The organism is Maritalea mobilis, from assembly GCF_004363175.1.
GTDB classification, from domain to species: Bacteria; Pseudomonadota; Alphaproteobacteria; order Rhizobiales; family Devosiaceae; genus Maritalea; species Maritalea mobilis.
This window is the reverse complement of the sequence record NZ_SNYR01000003.1, coordinates 21562-41335: the sequence shown is the minus strand read 5'-3', so window position 1 is coordinate 41335 and position 19774 is coordinate 21562. Positions and strand designations below refer to the sequence as shown.

The 19774-nt window shown below is 51.0% G+C and carries 22 protein-coding genes; 15 read left to right on the top strand and 7 right to left on the bottom strand.

Going from position 1 to position 19774, the window contains the following annotated elements; translation table 11 throughout:
• Nucleotide 1 precedes the first annotated feature (1 nt).
• The 3 genes from ATL17_RS12785 (at nucleotide 2) to ATL17_RS12775 (ending at nucleotide 3086) form a co-directional block, all read left to right on the top strand.
• A complete protein-coding gene (locus ATL17_RS12785; RefSeq protein ID WP_133573225.1) occupies nucleotides 2–916 on the top strand; it encodes a site-specific tyrosine recombinase XerD in 915 nt (304 codons plus the stop codon).
• 106 nt (nucleotides 917–1022) lie between these two features.
• A complete protein-coding gene (locus ATL17_RS12780; RefSeq protein WP_133573224.1) occupies nucleotides 1023–1979 on the top strand; it encodes an acetyl-CoA carboxylase carboxyltransferase subunit alpha in 957 nt (318 codons plus the stop codon).
• 111 nt (nucleotides 1980–2090) lie between these two features.
• On the top strand, nucleotides 2091–3086 hold the full coding sequence (locus ATL17_RS12775) for a L,D-transpeptidase family protein (protein ID WP_133573223.1): 996 nt from the start codon (nucleotides 2091–2093) through the stop codon (nucleotides 3084–3086).
• Between the two features lie 11 nt (nucleotides 3087–3097).
• Here the strand turns inward: ATL17_RS12775 and ATL17_RS12770 are convergent, their stop codons facing one another.
• Both ATL17_RS12770 and ATL17_RS12765 read right to left on the bottom strand, forming a co-directional pair.
• Entirely contained in the window at nucleotides 3098–3574 is a 477-nt protein-coding gene (locus tag ATL17_RS12770; RefSeq protein ID WP_133573222.1) for a GNAT family N-acetyltransferase, read from the bottom strand.
• A 21-nt stretch (nucleotides 3575–3595) separates the two neighbouring features.
• Nucleotides 3596–5374: an SLC13 family permease gene (locus ATL17_RS12765; protein WP_133573221.1), complete on the bottom strand. Its 1779-nt coding sequence runs from the start codon at nucleotides 5372–5374 to the stop codon at nucleotides 3596–3598.
• Between the two features lie 126 nt (nucleotides 5375–5500).
• Here ATL17_RS12765 and ATL17_RS12760 point away from each other — a divergent pair, with 126 nt between their 5' ends.
• Nucleotides 5501–6073 (top strand): uracil-DNA glycosylase family protein, encoded by a 573-nt coding sequence (locus ATL17_RS12760; RefSeq protein WP_133573220.1) that lies wholly within the window; start codon nucleotides 5501–5503, stop codon nucleotides 6071–6073.
• A gap of 20 nt (nucleotides 6074–6093) precedes the next feature.
• Nucleotides 6094–6564 carry a VOC family protein gene (locus tag ATL17_RS12755; RefSeq protein ID WP_133573219.1) on the top strand — a complete coding sequence of 157 codons (471 nt, stop codon included), beginning with the start codon at nucleotides 6094–6096 and terminating at the stop codon, nucleotides 6562–6564.
• Here ATL17_RS12755 and ATL17_RS12750 read toward each other — a convergent pair whose 3' ends face one another.
• Together ATL17_RS12750 and secA are read right to left on the bottom strand one after the other, a co-directional pair.
• Complete coding sequence (locus tag ATL17_RS12750) at nucleotides 6565–7260, bottom strand: class I SAM-dependent methyltransferase (RefSeq protein WP_133573218.1); 696 nt, start codon at nucleotides 7258–7260, stop codon at nucleotides 6565–6567. It abuts the gene before it with no gap.
• Between the two features lie 70 nt (nucleotides 7261–7330).
• Nucleotides 7331–9985 carry a preprotein translocase subunit SecA gene (gene secA, locus ATL17_RS12745; protein ID WP_133573217.1) on the bottom strand — a complete coding sequence of 885 codons (2655 nt, stop codon included), beginning with the start codon at nucleotides 9983–9985 and terminating at the stop codon, nucleotides 7331–7333.
• A gap of 233 nt (nucleotides 9986–10218) precedes the next feature.
• Between secA and ATL17_RS12740 the strand changes: the two genes are divergently transcribed.
• Genes ATL17_RS12740 through ATL17_RS12720 form a run of 5 tightly spaced genes read left to right on the top strand, consistent with a single transcriptional unit; the run spans nucleotide 10219 to nucleotide 13380 of the window.
• Nucleotides 10219–11082, top strand: coding sequence for a peptidylprolyl isomerase (locus ATL17_RS12740; RefSeq protein WP_133573216.1), 864 nt, complete (start codon nucleotides 10219–10221; stop codon nucleotides 11080–11082).
• Nucleotides 11083–11092: 10 nt separating this feature from the next.
• A complete protein-coding gene (argJ, locus tag ATL17_RS12735) occupies nucleotides 11093–12322 on the top strand; it encodes a bifunctional glutamate N-acetyltransferase/amino-acid acetyltransferase ArgJ (protein WP_133573215.1) in 1230 nt (409 codons plus the stop codon).
• Between the two features lie 22 nt (nucleotides 12323–12344).
• Nucleotides 12345–12761, top strand: a complete 417-nt coding sequence (locus tag ATL17_RS12730; protein ID WP_133573214.1) for an SRPBCC family protein — start codon at nucleotides 12345–12347, stop codon at nucleotides 12759–12761.
• Nucleotides 12762–12775: 14 nt separating this feature from the next.
• Nucleotides 12776–13186 carry an 8-oxo-dGTP diphosphatase MutT gene (mutT, locus tag ATL17_RS12725; RefSeq protein ID WP_133573213.1) on the top strand — a complete coding sequence of 137 codons (411 nt, stop codon included), beginning with the start codon at nucleotides 12776–12778 and terminating at the stop codon, nucleotides 13184–13186.
• A 17-nt stretch (nucleotides 13187–13203) separates the two neighbouring features.
• Nucleotides 13204–13380, top strand: a complete 177-nt coding sequence (locus tag ATL17_RS12720; protein WP_133573212.1) for a Flp family type IVb pilin — start codon at nucleotides 13204–13206, stop codon at nucleotides 13378–13380.
• Here the strand turns inward: ATL17_RS12720 and ATL17_RS12715 are convergent.
• Complete coding sequence (locus tag ATL17_RS12715) at nucleotides 13377–14273, bottom strand: methyltransferase domain-containing protein (RefSeq protein WP_133573211.1); 897 nt, start codon at nucleotides 14271–14273, stop codon at nucleotides 13377–13379. The genes ATL17_RS12720 and ATL17_RS12715 overlap by 4 nt on opposite strands.
• Nucleotides 14274–14286: 13 nt before the next feature.
• Here ATL17_RS12715 and ATL17_RS12710 point away from each other — a divergent pair, with 13 nt between their 5' ends.
• From ATL17_RS12710 to ATL17_RS12695, 4 genes are read left to right on the top strand one after another with little or no spacing between them, the layout of a single operon-like run.
• Nucleotides 14287–15075: a ComF family protein gene (locus ATL17_RS12710; protein WP_133573210.1), complete on the top strand. Its 789-nt coding sequence runs from the start codon at nucleotides 14287–14289 to the stop codon at nucleotides 15073–15075.
• A gap of 32 nt (nucleotides 15076–15107) precedes the next feature.
• Complete coding sequence (grxC, locus tag ATL17_RS12705; RefSeq protein ID WP_133573209.1) at nucleotides 15108–15377, top strand: glutaredoxin 3; 270 nt, start codon at nucleotides 15108–15110, stop codon at nucleotides 15375–15377.
• Between the two features lie 14 nt (nucleotides 15378–15391).
• Nucleotides 15392–16225, top strand: a complete 834-nt coding sequence (locus tag ATL17_RS12700) for a carbon-nitrogen hydrolase family protein (protein WP_133573208.1) — start codon at nucleotides 15392–15394, stop codon at nucleotides 16223–16225.
• 35 nt (nucleotides 16226–16260) lie between these two features.
• Nucleotides 16261–16707, top strand: a complete 447-nt coding sequence (locus tag ATL17_RS12695) for a DUF1178 family protein (RefSeq protein WP_133573207.1) — start codon at nucleotides 16261–16263, stop codon at nucleotides 16705–16707.
• Nucleotides 16708–16716: 9 nt separating this feature from the next.
• Here the strand turns inward: ATL17_RS12695 and ATL17_RS12690 are convergent, their stop codons facing one another.
• Complete coding sequence (locus ATL17_RS12690; protein ID WP_133573206.1) at nucleotides 16717–17430, bottom strand: creatininase family protein; 714 nt, start codon at nucleotides 17428–17430, stop codon at nucleotides 16717–16719.
• A 31-nt stretch (nucleotides 17431–17461) separates the two neighbouring features.
• Nucleotides 17462–18202, bottom strand: coding sequence for a bifunctional 2-polyprenyl-6-hydroxyphenol methylase/3-demethylubiquinol 3-O-methyltransferase UbiG (ubiG, locus tag ATL17_RS12685; protein WP_133573205.1), 741 nt, complete (start codon nucleotides 18200–18202; stop codon nucleotides 17462–17464).
• Nucleotides 18203–18476: 274 nt separating this feature from the next.
• Here ubiG and ATL17_RS12680 point away from each other — a divergent pair, with 274 nt between their 5' ends.
• On the top strand, nucleotides 18477–19748 hold the full coding sequence (locus ATL17_RS12680; RefSeq protein WP_133573204.1) for an aspartate kinase: 1272 nt from the start codon (nucleotides 18477–18479) through the stop codon (nucleotides 19746–19748).
• Nucleotides 19749–19774: the final 26 nt, after the last annotated feature.

Genomic DNA, 19774 nt, shown 5'->3' with positions numbered 1-19774 from the left:
AATGACTGATCGAGCCGGGCAGTATTTAGACCTTTTTCTGGATATGATGAGCGCAGAGCGCGGCGCAGCGCAAAACACGCTTGAAGCCTATCAGCGTGATTTGATTGACTATGCCCGCCATTTAAAAGCCACTGGCCTGACAGTTGAGCAGATTGATCGAAATGGGGTGCAGGCCTATCTGATGCGGCTGGAGCAACAAGGCTTTGCGGCCACCACACAGGCTCGACATCTGAGCGCTATCAAACAGTTCCATCGTTTTATGGTTGCGGAAAATCTGCGCCAGGATGACCCAACGGCCATCGTGCCTGCGCCGAAGGCCGGGCAGCGGCTGCCAAAAACCTTGAGCATTGAAGAAGTCGACAAGCTTTTTGACGCCGCAGAGGCGGCAATGGCTGTGCCTGAATTGTCACCCAAAGCCATGTTGAAGGCAGAGCGCAATTATGTGCTTTTGGAATTGCTATATGGCACGGGCATGCGCGTTTCAGAATTGGTGGCACTGTTGCGTTCAGCGATTGTGCGCGATGCATCGATGCTGGTGGTGCGCGGCAAGGGCGATAAGGAACGCATGGTGCCGCTGAACGACAGGGCAAAAGATGCGTTGCTCTCCTATCTTAAAAAATTGCCACCGGGGCGTTTTGCGTTTCCCGCGAACACCAAAGAAGGTTATTTGGCCCGTCAGGTTTTTGCGCGGGAGTTGAAGCAAATTGCGATTGATGCCGGGATTGATCCCGGCAAAATATCGCCCCATATTTTGCGCCATGCTTTTGCCTCACATTTATTGGAAAGAGGCGCAGACCTTCGGGTGGTGCAGGTATTATTGGGGCATGCGGATATTTCCACGACGCAAATATATACACATATATTGGATGAACGCTTGACGCAGTTGGTGGAAAAGCACCATCCTTTGGCACAATAGAGTTAACCGCAAGGCCTTTGGGTGCTTGACATTTTAGGGGCAAATCGCCACTTTCCGCGCCAAATGGCGCGATCGGCGCAAAACGGACAGAGTAAAGCTGGTAAATATGCAATCTTATCTTGAATTTGAAAAACCCGTTGCGGACCTGCAAGCAAAGGTACAAGAGCTTAAATCTCTCGCACAAAGCGGGGAAGCGGTTGAAATTGAAGATGAGGTGAAGCGGCTGCAAGAGCGCGCTGATGAAGCGCTGGCCGATATTTATGGCCGTTTGACACCTTGGCAGAAAACCCAGATTGCACGGCACCCACTGCGTCCGCACTTTGTGGATTATGTGAAAGAGCTGATCACCGATTTTACGCCTTTGGCTGGTGACCGGAAATATTCCGAAGATGCGGCGATTCAAGCTGGCTTTGGGCGCTTTGACGGCGACGCGATTGCCGTGATCGGCATTGAAAAAGGCTCAGATACAGAATCGCGGTTGAAGCATAATTTTGGTTCTGCGCGCCCGGAAGGCTATCGTAAAGCGGTGCGGATTATGGAAATGGCAGATCGTTTCGATATTCCAGTGCTTTATTTGGTGGACACAGCTGGCGCTTATCCTGGTGTTGGCGCGGAAGAGCGTGGCCAAGCAGAAGCGATTGCCCGCTCAACTGAAATGTGTTTGGGGCTTGGCGTGCCGAACTTGGCCGTGATCACGGGCGAAGGCGGCTCCGGTGGTGCGATTGCCATCGCTGCAGCGTCTAAAGTTGCTATGTTGGAACACTCAATTTACACCGTTGCGTCACCGGAAGCTTCAGCTTCGATTTTGTGGCGTGATGCAGGCAAAGCGCAAGAAGCGGCCAACTCCATGAAAATTACCGCACAAGATTTGCTGAAATTTGGTGTGGTGGATCATATTGTGCCTGAGCCTGCTGGTGGCGCGCACCGTCATTCAGCACAGGTGATTGATGCAACAGGCAATTTGGTGCGCAATTTCTTGAAAAGCTATGCGGGCAAAGATCGCGATGCCATCCGTGAAGAACGGCGTGAGAAGTTCCTTGCGATGGGCTCTGCCCTCACTTGATTGTGATTGCGCCAACGCGCGCAATCGCTTCACCTTTCCATTAAATTGTGTGTAAAGATTTTACCCATTATTTGGTGGTAATTTGTGCCAAATCACAGTCGGGGACCATTTGTGACTAAGCCATTGCGCATCGTTCGTTCAGTATTTTTGATGTTGTCGCTGTTTGTTTTGGCGGCGTGTACCACTGGTTTTGAAGACCGGGGCAATATTCCATTGTCGTCCTTCACCAAGGCACAGCTTAATGGCATGGGGTCGTCTCCCGGCGCGCCAATGATCATTCGCATTTTCAAACAAGAAAGTGAGCTTGAGGTTTGGAAGCAAGTTAAGGCTTCCGGCAAATATGAGTTTTTCCGCTCTTATAAAATTTGCGCTTGGTCTGGTGAAGTTGGTCCTAAATTTAGAGAAGGTGATCGCCAATCGCCTGAAGGATTTTATGAGGTTACGCCGGGGCATATGAACCCGCGTTCGAATTACTTCTTGTCGTTCAATCTTGGCTTCCCAAACAAATTTGACCGTACGCACGGGCGCACAGGTTCTAATTTGATGGTGCATGGCGATTGTTCATCGCGTGGTTGCTATGCCATGACTGATGATCAGATTGGTGAGATTTATGCATTGGTGCGGGAAAGCCATAAGGGTGGCAATCGCTCTGTGCAGGTGCAGGTTTATCCGTTCCGCATGACAGGTAAAAATTTGGCGAAGTTTGCGGATAGCGAACATATGGACTTCTGGAAGAACATCAAAGAAGGCTACGACATTTTCGAGATCACCAAAACCAAGCCGAATTGGGATGTGTGTAACCGCAATTACAGCTTTAACCGCTCAGGCGCTTGTGGGGCCTCAACCATGGACCCGGCTGTGGTTGCGTCCATCAAGGCTAAGCAAGCCAAAGATGATGCTGAGTTTAAAGAGGCGGTTGCCGATATTAAGCAGGCGGAAGTAGATAAAGTTGCTGCTGCGCAGGCGAAAGTTGAAGCCAAACAGGCACTGCAAGAGCGCAACGAAAAAATCACTGGCTGGTTTGGTAATTTGTTCGGTGGCGGCAGCAGCGATGGTGGTGCCGGTCAACCTGACCCGAACGCACCTACACCGCCAGCACGCAATTAATTTGGTTTCATTTATCCAAGCTGTTTAACCCAATAACCTACGGTTTTACCGTTGGGCAATTCACGCTCAGCAATCATCTCAAAGCCCATCTTTTGATGGAAGGCTTCGGAGCCGGGATTGGGTGGTTCGCGATTGATTTCGCACCCCACAATGCCAATCCCATCTGCATTGGCGGCATCGAAAAGAGCTTCGTAAAGGCTACGGGCGAGGCCTTGGCCGCGGGCGCGTTCATCCGTAACAATCCGATCGATATAGGCAAACTGCTCGTAGCGCTCTTTGAACCAGGTGTAGTTGATCCCATCATGGTCTGATTGCTCATTCATCGCGATCAAAAAGGCATCAGCGTCATCTACGACTTCTACGAAATAGGCACGGTCGAATAAGGTTTTGAGATCATCTGGCTCAAGCCATGATGTTTCTACTTCGTGCACATTGTTGAGGTTGCGCACCGCATCCATAATTTGCGCATCAAATTCAAAGTCGGTCATAAATCATCCTTGATGAGATCACTAAAGAGGCCAGAATACCAGCAAAGCGGGCACGGAAACGGCCACAATTAAAATTTCCAATGGCAGGCCCATGCGCCAATAGTCAGAGAATGAATAGCCGCCGGGGCCGAGCACGAGCATATTGTTTTTATGGCCAATGGGGGTGAGGAACGCGCAGCTGGCTGCAATTGCCACGGCCATCAAAAAAGTATCCGGGTTTACGTCCATTTGGGTGGCAAGGCCGACTGCAATTGGTGCGGCCACAATGGCTGTTGCTGTGTTGTTGAGAACGTCTGACAGGGTCATCGTCACCACCATCAGCAGCGTTAGCGCAACCCATGCGGGCATGCCAGCGGTTATGGTGGCAAGGCCGTTTACGATCAATTCGGTGCCGCCAGAGCTTTCTAATGCGCTGCCGAGGGGGATCATGGACCCGAGCAGAACAACCACCGGCCATTCAATTGTGTCGTAGAGTTCGCGGATCGGCACGATGTCGGTGTAAACAAACACCACGGCGACCAACGCTAGCGCAACGGGCAAATATAGCCAGCCAATGCTTGCGGCAATCAACGCCGCGACGAAGAGGCCGATGGCTAAGCCTGCACGTTCATATTGGGTGACTTGCAAGCCGCGATCCGCGAGAGGCAAACAGCCCATGCGCGGAATAACGTCTTCAATAGAATCCGGTGGCCCAAGCAACAGGATAATGTCACCGGCCTGTAATTTGGTTTTGCGCACTTGTTCGCGCTGGGTTTTGCCCTGTCGGGAGAGGCCCAACAGCGAAACGCCATAGCGCGAGAGCAAACGCACATTCATCGCAGTGCGATCGATCAATCTGCTGTCATTGCCCACCACCGCTTCGGCCAAAACAAGGTCGCCGGAGAGTGCATTTTTAGAGGATGAGGCTTGCCCTTGATATTGCAGGCCCAGTGCGCCCACCAGTGCGTTGATGGCGGCTGGTGCTGCTTCAATAATCAAGGAATCGCCTTCTTTGATTTCCTCTGTGCGGGCACGGCCTGCGAAGCGTTTCCCACGACGGGAAAGGCCTAAAATGATGCAGTCATTTTCCTCGGCAATGGCGTCCAAATCTTTGACCTGTTGGCCAATGGCAGAAGAACCTTCTGCCACCACCAAATCAGCGACATAGCCTTCCAGCTCCATTAAATCTTGTGGCGAGTTTTTCTTTTTCTTCTGTTCGGGGATCAGCCGCCAGCCCACGGTGGCGACAAAGGCAATGCCGATCACCGCCACAATCAGGCCAACAGGCGCAAAGTCGAACATGCCAAATGGCTCGCCCAAGGCTGTTTCTCTGAATGACCCAATAATAATGTTGGGGGGCGTGCCGATCAGGGTGATCAGTCCCCCGAGAATGGTGGCAAAGGACAAGGGCATCAGCGTTTGTCCCGGCGTACGGCCAGCCTTTTGTGCGGCCTGAATATCCACGGGCATAAGCAAGGCGAGGGCGGCAACATTGTTCATAAAGGCGGATAGAATGCCGCCAATACCGCCCAGCATGGTGATGTGCATGCCGATGGATCGGGAATGATCAATGACCGAGCGGGTGATCAAATCAACCGCGCCTGAGTTGGTGAGCCCTCGCGACACAACCAGCACCAGCGCCACAATAATGGTTGCCGGATGGCCGAAGCCTTCAAATGCGATTTCTGTTGGCACTACGCCAGCGATTAGCCCGATTATAAGGGCTGTGAACGCAACGAGATCATAACGCCATTTGCCCCATAGCAGGCCAATGAAAACCAAAACAAATAGGCTGAAAAGAATGATTTGTTCCAGCGTCATAAAGGCGGGCTCCGCTTTCCCATATTGGTTGGCAATTTTCGCGCATGATGGCAAACTGAAGCGCGCATGGCCAGTCATAAGACGGGAAAGTTTGCCCTTATTTCAAGCGAATTGTAAAATAATCAGATGGTTGAAACACTGAAACAGGAAATTGCAGCTTGCACCTTGTGTAAGCCGCATTTGGCGCATGAGGTGCGCCCCGTGGTGCAATTGAGCAATGTTGCAAAAATCGCCATTGCAGGGCAGGCGCCAGGGCGAGTTGTGCATGAAACAGGCGTGCCGTTTAACGATAAAAGCGGTGACCGTTTGCGCGAATGGCTTGGGGTGACAAGAGATCAGTTTTATAACCCGGATTTATTTGCCATTGTGCCTATGGGCTTTTGTTATCCCGGCACAGGCAAATCTGGCGATTTACCGCCACGGCCAGAATGCAAGGCCACGTGGCATGATCGTATTTTTGCGCAGATGGATCAGATAGAATTGATTGTTGTCATCGGTGCATATGCCATAGACTATCATTTGGGGAAGCAGGCGGAAAAAACACTCACGGAGACCGTGCGCAATTGGCAAAACTATCAACCGCGCCATCTCGTTTTGCCGCATCCTAGTCCGCGCAATAATTTATGGCTGCGCCGCAATCCGTGGTTTGAGGTGGATGTGTTGCCCTATTTGCAAGAGCGGGTTTCTCACCTAATTTAATCTCCACAGGAGGAACTCAGATGCCCAAACCAACACCTTGCTTATGGTTTAATCACGACGCAGAAGCGGCGGCGCGATTTTATTGTTCGATTTTTGAAGATGGCGAAATGCTGCATCCGAAAGAACCTAAACCCGAAGGCGGTCACTCGCCTGTGATGGTACGCTGGCGGATGAATGGGCAGGATGTGTTGGGGCTAAATGGTGGCCCTAAATTTCCGCAAAATGAGAGCTTTTCTTTCTTCATCGAAGTGCAGGATCAGGAAGAGCTTGACCATTATTGGAATGCTCTTTTGGCCGATGGCGGGCAAGAGAGTATGTGCGGCTGGCTTAAAGATCGCTATGGCGTGTCGTGGCAAGTGATCCCGAAACAATTGGGCGGCCTGGTGGGCAATGAGAACCCTGTCATCGCCAAGGCGGCAACAGAAGCGATGTTCAAGATGCGCAAGATCATTATTGCAGATTTGGAGGCGGCAGCCGCCAACGCTCAGTGATCAGTTTGGCTTTTTTAGCAGGAAGAAAATAAAACGTGGCTGAGTGGTGAGTTTTTTATAGGCCTCAGGGAATTTTTCTGCCGCTTCAGGCACGGGTTGTGGTTCTTTGATCAGGTCGATTTCCAAGCCAACGGCTTTGATTTCGTCGATCATTTGGGTGAGCGGACGGCGCCAATAGCGCACATAAAGTGTGCCGTCTGGTTTTTTCCAGCTATCTTCGATCAGGGTATGAGCGAAATAATCTTCGCCGCCGGCCAGCTCGTGATCCATAAAAGGATGGTGGGTGGAAATCACCACCTTGCCGCCGGGTTTTAAAACGCGATGGAACTCGCTGAGCGGGGTGCTCCAGTCTTCCACATAATGTAAAGCCAACGCACATAGTACCCGATCAAACTGAGCGTCTTCATAGGGCAGTTTTTCTGCCAAACTAGCCACTTTAAAATCCATTTGGTCGGCCAGCATTTCTTTGGCAAAGTCGAGCATTTTTTCGCACAGATCAAAGCCATGCATATTGGCGCCTTTTGCCAGAAGGTCGGCGCTGTGTTTGCCTCCGCCACAGCCCGCATCCAAAACGGTCAAGCCATTTACATCCCCCATCAGTTTGATGGTGTTGGGGCGTTCGTAGAGGTCGTTCCAAGGGCTAACCCGTTCTGCATCATAAATCTTGGCGAGTTTGTCAAAATCGGTGGCTGTCATGTGCTTCCCTCAATGCAAAAAGGCGCTTTGAATAAAGCGCCTTTTAAAAATCTGCGATGTGTCTGTTCGCCTAGTAGGCGCCGTGACAATGCTTATATTTTTTGCCTGAACCACATGGGCATGGATCGTTGCGGCGTACTTTGCCCCAATTGTCCATGTTCAAATCACCATCTGCACCCACTTCGTTTTCACCGGTTTGTGGGTTGATGTGGCTTTCTTGCATTTGTGGCATTTCAGGCTCTTGCGGCTGCTGAATTTGCACGTGGCTCACCTGAGTGATCACCAATTCGCGCAACCGATCCAACAAGCCTTGGAACAGCTCATAAGCTTCCTGCTTATATTCGTTCAGCGGGTCACGCTGGGCAATGGCGCGCCAGCCGACCACTTTTGACAAATGATCAAGGGTCACCAAATGCTCGCGCCACAGGCCATCCAATGATTGCAGCAATAGCTGCTTTTCAATTTGGCGCATAATGTGCGGCGTATATTGAGCGGCTTTTGCTGCAGCAACTTCGTCGGCAGCTTTGGTCAAACGCTCGGTCACTTCAGCAACGTCAATGCCTTCTTCCTCGGCCCATTTGTCAGTCTGCACATCTACATTGAGATATGTTTTTGCCGCTTCATTCAGGCCTTCAGTGTTCCATTGTTCAGGGTAAGCTCGTTCCGGCACAAAGCGCTGGATAATATCTTCCACCACATCGTGGCGCATCTCGGTGATGGTTTCGCTCACATTGTCGTCATCCATCAACTCAAGGCGTTGCTCGAAGATCACCTTACGCTGGTCGTTCATCACATCATCATATTTGAGGATGTTTTTACGAATGTCGAAGTTGCGTGCTTCCACTTTGGTTTGTGAGCGTTCAAGTGCGCTGGAAACCCATGGGTGAGAGATGGCTTCACCATCTTCCAGGCCCAATTTGGTGAGCATAGATTCCATGCGCTCTGGCGCAAAAATCCGCATCAAATCATCTTGCAATGACAAGTAAAATTTCGAACGACCTGGGTCACCCTGACGGCCAGAACGACCACGCAACTGGTTATCGATCCGACGAGATTCATGGCGCTCGGTGCCAACCACATAAAGGCCGCCTGCAGCGAGTGCCTTTTGCTTGTTCTCTTCAATTTCGGCTTTGATCGCTTCGATTTTCTTGTCGCGCTCTTCGCCTTCAAGGCCATCACATTCAATCTCAACGCGCATCTCAAAATTGCCGCCGAGCTGAATGTCGGTACCGCGGCCAGCCATGTTGGTGGCGATGGTTACGGCACCGGGTATGCCCGCATTGGCGATAATTTGCGCTTCCTGCTCGTGGTGGCGGGCGTTCAACACTTTGATGTCTTTCACGCCTTCTTTTTGTAGCAGGTTGGCCAAGATTTCTGATTTTTCAATCGAGGTTGTGCCCACCAGAACGGGCTGACCTGTTTGTTGGCAAGCAGCAACTTCTTTGGCGATGGCCTGATATTTTTCTGGCTCGGTGCGGTAAACTTCGTCTTCCTCATCAATCCGCGCGATTTCGCGGTTGGTCGGCACGGTGACCACGCTGAGCTTGTAAATATCGGCAAATTCTTCGGCTTCGGTTGAAGCTGTGCCGGTCATGCCCGCAAGCTTGTTGTAGAGCCGGAAATAGTTTTGGAACGTGATGGACGCCAAAGTTTGGTTTTCAGGCTGAATTTCAGCACCTTCTTTGGCTTCAAGTGCTTGGTGCAAGCCTTCTGAGAAGCGACGACCCGGCATCATACGGCCAGTAAATTCGTCAATGATCACCACTTCATTGTTGCGCACAATATAGTCTTTGTCGCGGGTGAAAAGCTTATGGGCGCGGAGGGCGGAGTTAAGATGGTGAACGATGGACACGTTCTCCACATCATAAAGGCTTTCGCCCTTAATCAGCTCCTCTTTGCGCAAAACTTCTTCCAGCTTTTCGATGCCTTGATCGGTAAATGTGGCGGAACGCTGTTTTTCGTCCAACTCATAATCACCTTCTTCCACCAACGGAATGAGCGCATTGATTTTGATGTAGAGATCAGAACGATCTTCTGATGGGCCAGAAATGATCAATGGGGTCCGCGCCTCATCGATCAAGATGCTGTCCACCTCGTCAACAATTGCGAAATTGTGGCCGCGTTGAACCATTTGCTCGCGCGAATATTTCATATTGTCGCGCAAATAGTCGAAGCCGAATTCATTGTTGGTGCCGTAGGTCACGTCCGCGGCATAAGCGGCGCGGCGCTGATCTTCAGAAATACCGTGAATGATGATGCCGGTGGTTAAACCCAAAAAGCCATAAACTTGGCTCATCCACTCGGCGTCGCGTTTGGCCAGATAATCGTTGACCGTGACCACGTGCACGCCTTTGCCCGCCAAGGCATTCAGGTAAACCGCCAAAGTCGCTACAAGGGTTTTACCCTCACCGGTGCGCATTTCAGCGATGGCATTGTCGTTTAACACCATGCCACCAATGAGCTGCACATCGTAGTGCCGTTGGCCCAAAGTCCGTTTGGCCGCTTCGCGCACGGTGGCGAAAGCTGGAACCAAAAGGTCTTTTAAGGTTTTACCTTCTTGGAACTCACGTTTGAATTGCTCTGTTTTCGCGCGCAGTTCGTCGTCGCTCAGCGCTGCGATTTCGGGTTCCATTGCGTTGATTGCGTCAACCAAAGGGCGATATTTTTTGATTTGACGGTCGTTCGCAGAACCAAAAATTTTTTTAGCCAGTGCAGCTAATGCCATGACAAATGTCCTTATTGATGCCTCAAAGCGGGTTTTAAGCCTTCAAGGCGACAGGAATGTGTTCGAATTTCCATGCGACACGATCAAATGCCACAATTGGCCACTAAAAAAGCAGCGTTGGGAGATGTAGTGCTGGCAAAGTGTCTTGTCAACGCTTCACAAATCACGCAAACCTCACGACTAATTGTATCTGGCGATGAAAAGTCAGCCACACATGAAAAAAGGAAAGTCTTATGACCGGAATGATTCACCAACTTAAAAACTTTACCTCAGCTTTGGTCTTGGGAGGGGTTGTTACCGTTGGTTCGGTCTTTGCGGTCTCTGGCGCTATGGCACAAGACGCTACTCAACAGGAAGCGCCGCAGTTTGATCCTGAGAAAGTTGTTGCCAAGGTTGGCGATGAAAACATCACCGAACTTGACCTTGTGTATGCCATTGAAGATTTGGGCCAAGACATTGCGCAAATTCCACCGCAGCAGCGTCGTCAATTTGTGATCCAGATGCTCGTGGATATGAAAGTGATGGCGCAGGTTGCGCGGGATGAAGGCATGGCGGATAGCGATGTGTTTGCTCGCCGCAAGGCCTATTTGGAAGATCGTGCATTGCGTCGCGCTTATTTGGAAGAAGTTGTGGCCAAAGGCATCACTGATGAAGAAGTGAAAGCTGAATATGATGACATCTTCAAAGATTTTGAAGGCAAAGAGCAATTGCGTGCTCGCCATATTTTGGTTGAAAGTGAAGATGACGCGAAAGCCATTGTTGACGAGTTGAACAATGGTGCTGACTTTGTGGAAGTGGCAAAAGCTAAATCCACTGGCCCAAGCGGGCCGCAAGGTGGCGACCTTGGCTATTTTGCTGAAGGTGACATGGTGCCTGAATTTTATGAAGCTGCAAACGCGCTAGAGGTTGGCAAAATTTCTGCGCCTGTGCAGTCTCAATTTGGTTGGCACGTGATTAAGCTGGAAGATCGCAAAGCTGCAGAGCCACCTGCATTTGAGCAAGTGCAGCAGCAAGTGCGTCAACGCGTATTGGCTAAAAAGTTCGAAGAGATCGTGGCCAAAAATAAAGAAGAACTCACCATCGAGATCGTGGAATAGGAACCTTTGGATGGAACTGAACATCTCCCCACTTGCGCCTGCGCAATTTGCTGAATTGAATGTGATTGAAGGGGTGGAGCTTTTCACCGCCCCTATTGGTGCTGGCTATAAAGGCCGCAACAATTTGCTGTTGGCAAAATTTAGTGAAGGCACAAAAGTGGCCGGGGTGTTCACCACGTCAAAATGTGCGTCTGCGCCGATTGATTGGTGCAAAGCACATATTGAAAATGGGGTTGCCCGTGGACTGCTGGTCAATGCGGGCAACGCCAATGCCTTTGTGGGTAAAGTGGGTGCTGAAACGGTTGAGCAAACCGCGCAAGCAGCTGCAGCCTTCATTGGCTGTACGCCACAAGATGTTTTTGTCTCCTCCACCGGGGTGATTGGTGAGCCGCTAGATCCTGCACCGATGATGGAAACCATCAGCAAGCTGGATGAAAGCCAGTTGGGCGATTATCAGGCTGCGGCAAATGCTATCCGCACCACAGACACCTATGCCAAAGGCGCGGGCGCTGTGTTGGTGATGGATGGGGTTGAGGTCAATATTTCTGGTATTGCCAAAGGCTCCGGCATGATTGCGCCAAATATGGCGACGATGCTGGCTTATATCTTCACAGATGCGCCGGTTGCTGCGCCTGTTTTGGATGCGCTGCTGAAAAAAGCCAATCAGAAAAGCTTTAATGCCATCACGGTTGATAGCGACACGTCGACATCCGATTGCTGCTTGGTGTTTGCAACGGGCAAGGCAAATATTGATCCCATTGAAGATCTGGATGATCCGCGATGTGCAGGCTTTGCGGAGGCGTTGAATGCAGTGCTGCATGATTTGGCGTTGCAAATTGTTTGTGATGGTGAAGGGGCGCAAAAGCTGATCACCGTAAAAGTGGATGGTGCCACTTCTGATGAAAGTGCGGATATTATCGCGCGCTCTATTGCCAACTCACCGTTGGTTAAAACGGCGGTTGCCGGGGAAGATGCGAATTGGGGTCGTGTGGTCATGGCTGTTGGCAAAGCCGGGCAGCCTGCGGATCGCGATAAGTTGGAAATTCGCTTCGGTGATTTGTTGTTGACGGAACAAGGGCGGCGCTCGCCTCGTTATCGGGAAGAAGATGCCGCCGCCTATATGAAAAATGATCAGATCGAAATTTCGGTTCATTTGGTATTGGGCGAAGGCAAAGCAACCATTTACACCTGTGATCTGACCCATGGCTATATCACCATTAATGGGGATTATCGCAGTTAGCCCCATGGGCAGGAGGCCCAAAATGAAGATCACAGTTGAAGCAACTATTCACGCCGATATTGAAACAGTTTGGATGGCGTGGAACACGCCTGAAGATATTGTGAAATGGAACGCTGCGTCTGATGATTGGCACACGGTAAGCGCTGAGGTGGATCTTCGCGAAGGTGGGCAACAAAGGGCGCGCATGGAAGCCAAAGATGGCAGCATGGGCTTTGATTTTGTGGGCACTTATGTGCAGATCATTCCCCATGAATTGATCGAATATGTGCTTGAAGATGGTCGCGAAGTGATTGTGCTGTTTAGCGCCATTGACGGTCAAGTCAAAGTGGTTGAAACCTTCGATGCAGAGCATGAAAATTCTCAAGAAATGCAGCGGGCAGGTTGGCAAGCCATTTTGGACAATTTTGCCGCCTATGTTGAAGCGAAGAATAAGAACTAAGGTGGGTTGAGTTTGTGAGTGGAGATAAATCGCTATTATGTGTTGTAGCTTGCGCGCTGATTGATGCTGATCGGCGCGTTCTTATTGCCCAACGTCCTGCAGACAAAAATATGGGTGGTTTGTGGGAATTTCCTGGCGGAAAGCTGGAAAAAGGCGAGTCGCCTGAAGAAGCTTTGATCCGTGAATTGCGGGAGGAGCTGGCGGTTGATACACAAGCAGCCTGTTTGGCCCCGCTCACCTTCGCTTCATTTTCTTATGAAAGTTTTCACCTTCTCATGCCACTTTATGTCTGTCGAAAGTGGCAAGGCACCCCGCAAGCGCTTGAACATCAAGCTTTAAAATGGGTGCGCCCTCAAAAGTTGCGGGACTATGACATGCCACCTGCAGATGAACCATTGATCGCCCATTTGTGCGATCTTTTATAGGGCATAAAGGGACGGACATGGCAGTATTAAAGCGGTTCTGGGCAGATGAGAGCGGCACTACAGCAATTCAATATGCTATGATCGGTACCTTGATTTCTGTTGCTATTTTGGGCGCGGTAACGGGCCTTTCAGGCAATTTGGGCAATGTTTTTAACGCAGTTGCCACTGCCTTTACCAATGCAATGGGCGGTTAACCCTTTTCCGACTTATCACCTAAAACATCTTTGAGGCTGGTTTTGGCGCTGCCAGGGCGCATTGGTTTTTGCTGGCTTTCATGAGGTGTCCACCCCATAAGCCACAGCAAATCGAGCGTTGCACGACACCGGCCATCTTCGTCCGTAAATTGGGTTTGATAATTTTCAACGGCTTTGGCCAACAGGCTGCGTGACACAAAGTTCTTTGGTCGCTCAAGCAGTGGATTTGATGCGCCAAACTGGCGTAGTTCTTCCATCAGGCTGATCGGGTGGCCATAGCGCACCACATGATGTTCAAGGTCGCTCACGGGCAGGGCAAAGCCGCCACGTTGCAGCAGGGCGCCACCATCACGAATGTCAATAAAGGGCGCAACACGGGCATAGGCACCGCCTGAATGTTCCACATCGGCGCTGAGCCACGCTTGGCGCAATTCGGTAAGGCTGTCGCCGCCCAACGTGGCCACAACACAAAGCCCGTCGGGTCGCAAAAATCGCTGCGCTTGAATGAAAAAGCCCGGCACATCATCCAGCATTTGCAAATCTGCAAGTGAGACGATCAGATCATAATCATTATGCGGGAGGGCCAGATTTGCCGGGTCGTAAATCGTCACATCAGTGGCCTCCGTCAGAGGCAAGGTCAGGCCATATTCAAAATTGATCGGCGCTTCTGTAGTGCGCACATCTTTTGCGAAAAAGTCAGGATGGGGTGCCAGCAATAATGCCTTGTTGAAGGTGCGGGTGATGGCGCTTAGACGATCCCTAAGGTCGTTGGTGATCAGGTCGGCAATAAAATTATCCGGTCCAGATGCAGTTTGGAAAATGCTGGCTTTTTGCAAGCGTCTTGCAATAAGCTCACGATCAAACAATTTTTTAACCTGATTATTTTGTGCCATTGAAAGACCTTTCATGTCAGGGCGTTGGATCGAAAAGGACGATTTCCTTCGACATTTTTCTCGCGCATCGCGCTTGATGAATGCACTGCCATCTGCGGTGTTGGATAGGGTGTTTCCGCCAGTGTGTCTAGCCTGTGACGGGCCGATTATCGAAAATCAGAAATTATGTCCCACCTGTTGGGCGCAGTTAGATCATATAACCGCGCCTTATTGTCCGGTGATGGGGTTGCCGTTCAGTGTGGATATGGGACCGGGGGCGAAAAGCGCAGAAGCTTTGGCACATCCACCGCCCTATGATCGGGCACGCTATGCCTTGCGGTTTAACGACAAAGCACGCGAGCTTGTTCATAATTTGAAATATCGTGATCGGCACGATATGGCGCGGTTTTGTGCCGAACTTATGGTGCGGGCGGCGCCTGAATTGTGGGCGCAACCGGGGGTAATTGTGCCGGTGCCTTTGCATTGGCAGCGCAAACTGTCTCGGCGGTATAATCAGTCGGCACTTTTGGCCAGCGCTTTGGCGCGGCAGACGGGGCTTCCCGCCTGCTATGATCTGGTTCAGCGGGTGCGGCCCACGCGGCAACAAGTTGGGCTTTCAGCCAAGGCGCGCACCAAAAATGTGCGCGGGGCATTTGCAGTGAATTCAGAAGTTCTTGGGCGGCGGCAAAGCGATCGCATCATTTTAGTTGACGATGTGATGACGACGGGTGCCACCATTACAGCCCTAGCCAAAGTGCTTCGTTCCCATTATATCAAGCATATTGACGTTATTTGTTTTGCGCGGGTCACCTCCCAACCCTGATTGGCGCAAACGAACAGTGTGAGATGTGAGATATGCCTAAAATCGAGCTTTATACAACGCCAACATGTCCTTATTGTTTGGCGGCAAAAGCGTTGCTGAACAAAAAAGAAGTCAGCTTCACTGAGATTACCGTTGTGGGTCACCCACAAGAGCGTGAAAAGATGATTCAGCGGGCACGTGGACGCCAAACTGTGCCGCAAATCTTTATCGATGAATATCATGTTGGCGGTTATGACGACCTTGTGGCGCTAGATCGCGCGGGCAAGCTAGACCCATTGCTTCAGGATCGTGCCGCCTCTTAACCGAGGTGAGACCAATGAAAATTGCCGCACTGCAAATGTGCAGCTCCATGCAAGTTGATCAAAATATCGACGCGATTGCGCAGGCCGCGCAGGCGGCCGCGTCTCAAGGCGTGAGCTATTTGCAAACTCCTGAAATGTCGGTGATGTTTGCTGAAAGGCGGGCACAACTTGATGAATGGGCGACAGCGCAAAATGTCGAACAGACATTGGGTGCTTTGGCAGATATTGCCCGGAACAATGCGCTTTATTTGCACATTGGCTCCATGGCGGTGCCTGCTGAGGATGGGCGGTTGTTTAACCGCGCATTCCTGTTTTCGCCCAATGGCGAGTTGCTGACCACCTATGACAAGATTCATCTGTTCGATGCAGATGTTGAGGGTGACGATCCTTATCGTGAAAGCGATAATTATCGGCCTGGTGAAGAGGCTGTGGTGTGCCCAGTTGGGGCGATCAATTTGGGTTTTTCCATTTGTTATGATGTGCGGTTTGCTCATCTATATGCGGCTTTGCGCGAAGGCGATGCCAATGTGATGGCGGTGCCTGCTGCCTTTACGGTGCCCACGGGTGAAGCCCATTGGCATGTGTTGCTGCGGGCGCGGGCCATTGAAACGGGTAGTTTTGTGGTGGCGGCGGCTCAAGGTGGCGCCCATGAAAATGGGCGCAACACTTATGGCCATTCGCTGATTATTGACCCTTGGGGTCGCATTTTGGCCGAAAAAGCGGATAAAAGCCCTGGGTTAATTATTGCGCCATTGGATTTAAACCTGATAAAGGAAGCCCGCATGCGGTTGCCAACACTTGCCAACCGCCGGGAATTTTCGTTAAGCGTTAACCGACATATGTCATAAACAAAATATGTTGTTTATTTGAAGGGTGAACTTCCGTGATTCAGTATTCGCTCATTTGCGAGAATGATCATAAGTTTGAAGCTTGGTTCAAAAATGCCAATGCCTATGATGCGCAAGCGCAGCAGGGGGTTTTGGAGTGTCCTTTGTGTGGCACAAGTGAAGTGAACAAGGCTTTGATGGCGCCAGCCGTTGGCAAAAAAGCCAACCAGCGCGAAGATGTCCCGCAAAAAACTATGGCCCTTTCCGCTGGCCACCCTGAACAGCAAGAAGTGCGTGAAGCTTTGCGTCGTTTGCGCTCTAAGGTGGAAAGCGAAGCGGAATATGTAGGTACACGCTTTGCCGAAGAAGCGCGCAAAATGGCTGAAGAGCCAGAGCAACGGCGCGGCATTTATGGGGAAGCGACAGCAGAAGAAGTCACGTCATTGATTGAAGATGATATTGACTTTATGCCGCTGCCACGTTTGCCCGAAGAGCATAATTAAGCCTTATACCTATTTGCTTAAATCGTCCCAATTGCCATTGAGCAGCTCACGCACTTCGTCGAGGGCGGTTTGCCAAATCAAATTCATGTCGTCGTCGCTGCGCTGATAGAGGCCGCCATAATTGCCATCCTCGAGCAAGGTGCGGGCTTTTTCGGGCGATAGTCGGCGCAACTGATCTAGATCGACCATTGGTTTTTGATGGCTGGGTAGGGAAACGCCCTCAAGGCGCGTCCAAGGGAAGTTTTCCATCCAGGATGCGTGGGAGGCAATTGGGTCGATTTCTTTGACCTTGGCCATTGTTTTTGGTGCCATCCACCAGTTGTGAACGATCACACTGCATTCAGGATGGTCGCCCATCCATTCCAACGCCGCATTGCCTGCAGGAATGTTGCCGCCATGGCCATTCAACAACATGATGCGGCGAAAGCCGGTTTGTTTCAGGCTCGTCAGAATGTCCTGCACGACGGCCAAAAATGTTGCCATGCGCAGAGTGACAGTGCCGGGATAGGCCATAAAACTTGGTGTGATGCCATAGGCTTGTACTGGAAAGACCGGAATGCCCAATGGCTCTGCCGCATCTGTGGCAATTTTTTCGGACAAAATATTGTCGGTGCTTAGCGATAGATAGGCATGTTGCTCGGTGCTGCCCAGTGGCACAATCACGCGATCATCTTTTTCCAAATAGGCTTCGACTTGCATCCAGTTCATATTGGCAATTTTCATGTCGAACTCCCTATTGAAATTTATACCCTGATTAGCCCTTCGGCTTTTCCGCCAGCATCATATAATTGACGCTCATGTCGCGAGAGCGTTTCCACGCATCTTCTAACGGATGGTAGCTCACGCCAAGCCGATCTTTAATTTGCATGCCATTGCGCTTGAGATTGGACGTGATTTCTTCCGGTGTCACCAACATGTCGTAGGAATGGGTGCCTTTGGGCAGCCAGCGCAGAATATGTTCAGCGCCGATAATGGCGAGGGCATAGGCTTTGAAGGTGCGGTTGATGGTGGCCACGAACATCAGGCCGCCGGGTTTCACCAATTGTGCGCAGCTTTTGAGATAGAGCTCAATATCGGCGACGTGTTCCACCACTTCCATATTGAGCACCACATCAAATTGCTCGCCTGCTTCGGCCAGCGCCTCTGAGGTGGTGGCGCGATAATCAATGTCGAGTTCAGACCGTTCGGCGTGGATTTGCGCGATCTTGATGTTTTTCTCGCCCGCATCGGCGCCCATCACATCGGCGCCAAGCCGTTTCATCGGTTCGCACAACAAGCCGCCGCCGCAGCCAATGTCCAACAAGCGCAAGCCTTTAAAGGGCTCGCGAGCCGTTTGGTCCAAACCAAAATGATTGATCACCTGCTCGCGGATATAGGACAGGCGCACCGGGTTGAATTTATGCAATGGCTTGAACTTGCCTTTCGGGTCCCACCATTCATCGGCCATGGCGTTGAACCGTTCAACTTCATCTTGGTGGATGGTTGTTTGGGCCATTTTCAATTCCTTTTTGCCTTCTCCGCTGTGTGCGCTGCCCGGAAACGGGATGCCGAACGCTTTTGGATCAATCAGGCACATTTTGTTAGGTGTCAATATGACAAATGGCTTCATTCGTGCCCGAATCGCGAAATTAGGGCCGTTTTAGTTGATCAAAACGCCAGTTTGTGGCAATTGACGCGCGCGAGCATTGTCGGCGCGGGGCCAACAACTCGCGCTTCAACCCGAGGCAGTTCAAAGCCAATCGGGCATAATAAATGTAGGAAAGCGCGCCATGGCGACAATTGTGATGAAATTTGGCGGCACCTCGGTGGCCGACATTGAGCGGATTAGGCATGCGGCCCGGCATGTCAAACGTGAAGTGGATGCAGGGCATAAGGTTTGTGTGGTTGTTTCCGCAATGTCTGGCAAAACCAATGAGTTGGTGGCGTGGACACGAGAAGCCGCGCCAGTGCATGATGCGCGCGAATATGATGCGGTTGTGGCCTCTGGTGAGCAGGTTTCCGCTGGCTTGATGTCAATTGTGTTGCAGGAAATGGGCGTGCCCGCGCGTTCCTTTGCCGGCTGGCAAGTGCCGATTGAAACAAGCGATGCCCATGGCTCAGCGCGGATCACCAATATTGATCCAAAGCTTTTGTTTGATCGCATGAGCGCTGGGCTTGTTTGCGTAATCACAGGTTTCCAAGGCGTGTCGCCACATGGGCGCATCACCACATTGGGTCGTGGGGGATCAGACACAAGTGCAGTGGCTGTTGCTGCAGCGGTGGAAGCAGACCGTTGTGATATTTATACTGATGTGGATGGTGTTTACACCACCGACCCGCGCATTGTGCCGAAGGCGCGCCGGATTGATCGGATCAGTTTTGAAGAGATGCTGGAGATGGCATCATTGGGCGCAAAAGTGTTGCAGACCCGATCAGTTGAATTGGCGATGGCCAAAAAAGTGCGCCTTGTTGTGCGCTCAAGTTTTGATGACCCCGATCAAGTGCCGCCTTTGGGTGAAAATGGCGACTGGCAAGGTCCAGGCACATTGGTGTGTGATGAGGATGAGATTATGGAAAAGCAAATTGTTTCCGGTGTGACCAGCGCAAAGTCAGAGGCGAAAATCACCTTGCGCGGTGTTAAAGATAATCCAGGCGTTGCTGCTGCAGTTTTTGGCCCATTGGCTGATGCGCAAATCGTTGTGGATATGATTGTGCAAAATATTTCTGATGACGGTAAATCAACCGACATTACGTTTACTATTCCCGATGCTGAATTTGACAAGGCCATGACGGTGCTTAAAGAAGCGGGGGAAACAAGTTTAGAATTTGATTCGATTTCTGGTTCTAAAGGCGGAGCCAAAATTTCAGTTATTGGGGTGGGGATGCGGTCTCACGCGGGCGTTGCAGCGTCTATGTTCCGGGCCCTATCTGATAAAGGCATAAATATTCAATTGATTACCACATCCGAGATCAAGACCAGTGTGTTGATTGAGGAAGAATATGCCGAATTGGCGGTGCGGGCACTCCACACCTATTATGGCTTGGATATGGAAGAGGCATAAGCCAATTTGGCCCAAAAAGGCAGCTC

Bases quoted from the DNA above. Each gene is read 5' to 3' on its own strand.
- ATL17_RS12715 (WP_133573211.1), bottom strand. From the start codon at position 14,273: ATGGCACAAAATAATCAGGTTAAAAAATTGTTTGATCGTGAGCTTATT.
- ATL17_RS12750 (WP_133573218.1), bottom strand. From the start codon at position 7,260: ATGACAGCCACCGATTTTGACAAACTCGCCAAGATTTATGATGCAGAA.
- ubiG (WP_133573205.1), bottom strand. From the start codon at position 18,202: ATGGCCCAAACAACCATCCACCAAGATGAAGTTGAACGGTTCAACGCC.
- ATL17_RS12770 (WP_133573222.1), bottom strand. From the start codon at position 3,574: ATGACCGACTTTGAATTTGATGCGCAAATTATGGATGCGGTGCGCAAC.
- ATL17_RS12700 (WP_133573208.1), top strand. From the start codon at position 15,392: ATGAAAATTGCCGCACTGCAAATGTGCAGCTCCATGCAAGTTGATCAA.
- ATL17_RS12730 (WP_133573214.1), top strand. From the start codon at position 12,345: ATGAAGATCACAGTTGAAGCAACTATTCACGCCGATATTGAAACAGTT.
- ATL17_RS12760 (WP_133573220.1), top strand. From the start codon at position 5,501: ATGGTTGAAACACTGAAACAGGAAATTGCAGCTTGCACCTTGTGTAAG.
- ATL17_RS12765 (WP_133573221.1), bottom strand. From the start codon at position 5,374: ATGACGCTGGAACAAATCATTCTTTTCAGCCTATTTGTTTTGGTTTTC.
- argJ (WP_133573215.1), top strand. From the start codon at position 11,093: ATGGAACTGAACATCTCCCCACTTGCGCCTGCGCAATTTGCTGAATTG.
- grxC (WP_133573209.1), top strand. From the start codon at position 15,108: ATGCCTAAAATCGAGCTTTATACAACGCCAACATGTCCTTATTGTTTG.
- ATL17_RS12780 (WP_133573224.1), top strand. From the start codon at position 1,023: ATGCAATCTTATCTTGAATTTGAAAAACCCGTTGCGGACCTGCAAGCA.
- ATL17_RS12755 (WP_133573219.1), top strand. From the start codon at position 6,094: ATGCCCAAACCAACACCTTGCTTATGGTTTAATCACGACGCAGAAGCG.
- ATL17_RS12740 (WP_133573216.1), top strand. From the start codon at position 10,219: ATGACCGGAATGATTCACCAACTTAAAAACTTTACCTCAGCTTTGGTC.
- ATL17_RS12690 (WP_133573206.1), bottom strand. From the start codon at position 17,430: ATGAAAATTGCCAATATGAACTGGATGCAAGTCGAAGCCTATTTGGAA.
- ATL17_RS12720 (WP_133573212.1), top strand. From the start codon at position 13,204: ATGGCAGTATTAAAGCGGTTCTGGGCAGATGAGAGCGGCACTACAGCA.
- ATL17_RS12680 (WP_133573204.1), top strand. From the start codon at position 18,477: ATGGCGACAATTGTGATGAAATTTGGCGGCACCTCGGTGGCCGACATT.
- ATL17_RS12785 (WP_133573225.1), top strand. From the start codon at position 2: ATGACTGATCGAGCCGGGCAGTATTTAGACCTTTTTCTGGATATGATG.
- secA (WP_133573217.1), bottom strand. From the start codon at position 9,985: ATGGCATTAGCTGCACTGGCTAAAAAAATTTTTGGTTCTGCGAACGAC.
- ATL17_RS12710 (WP_133573210.1), top strand. From the start codon at position 14,287: ATGTCAGGGCGTTGGATCGAAAAGGACGATTTCCTTCGACATTTTTCT.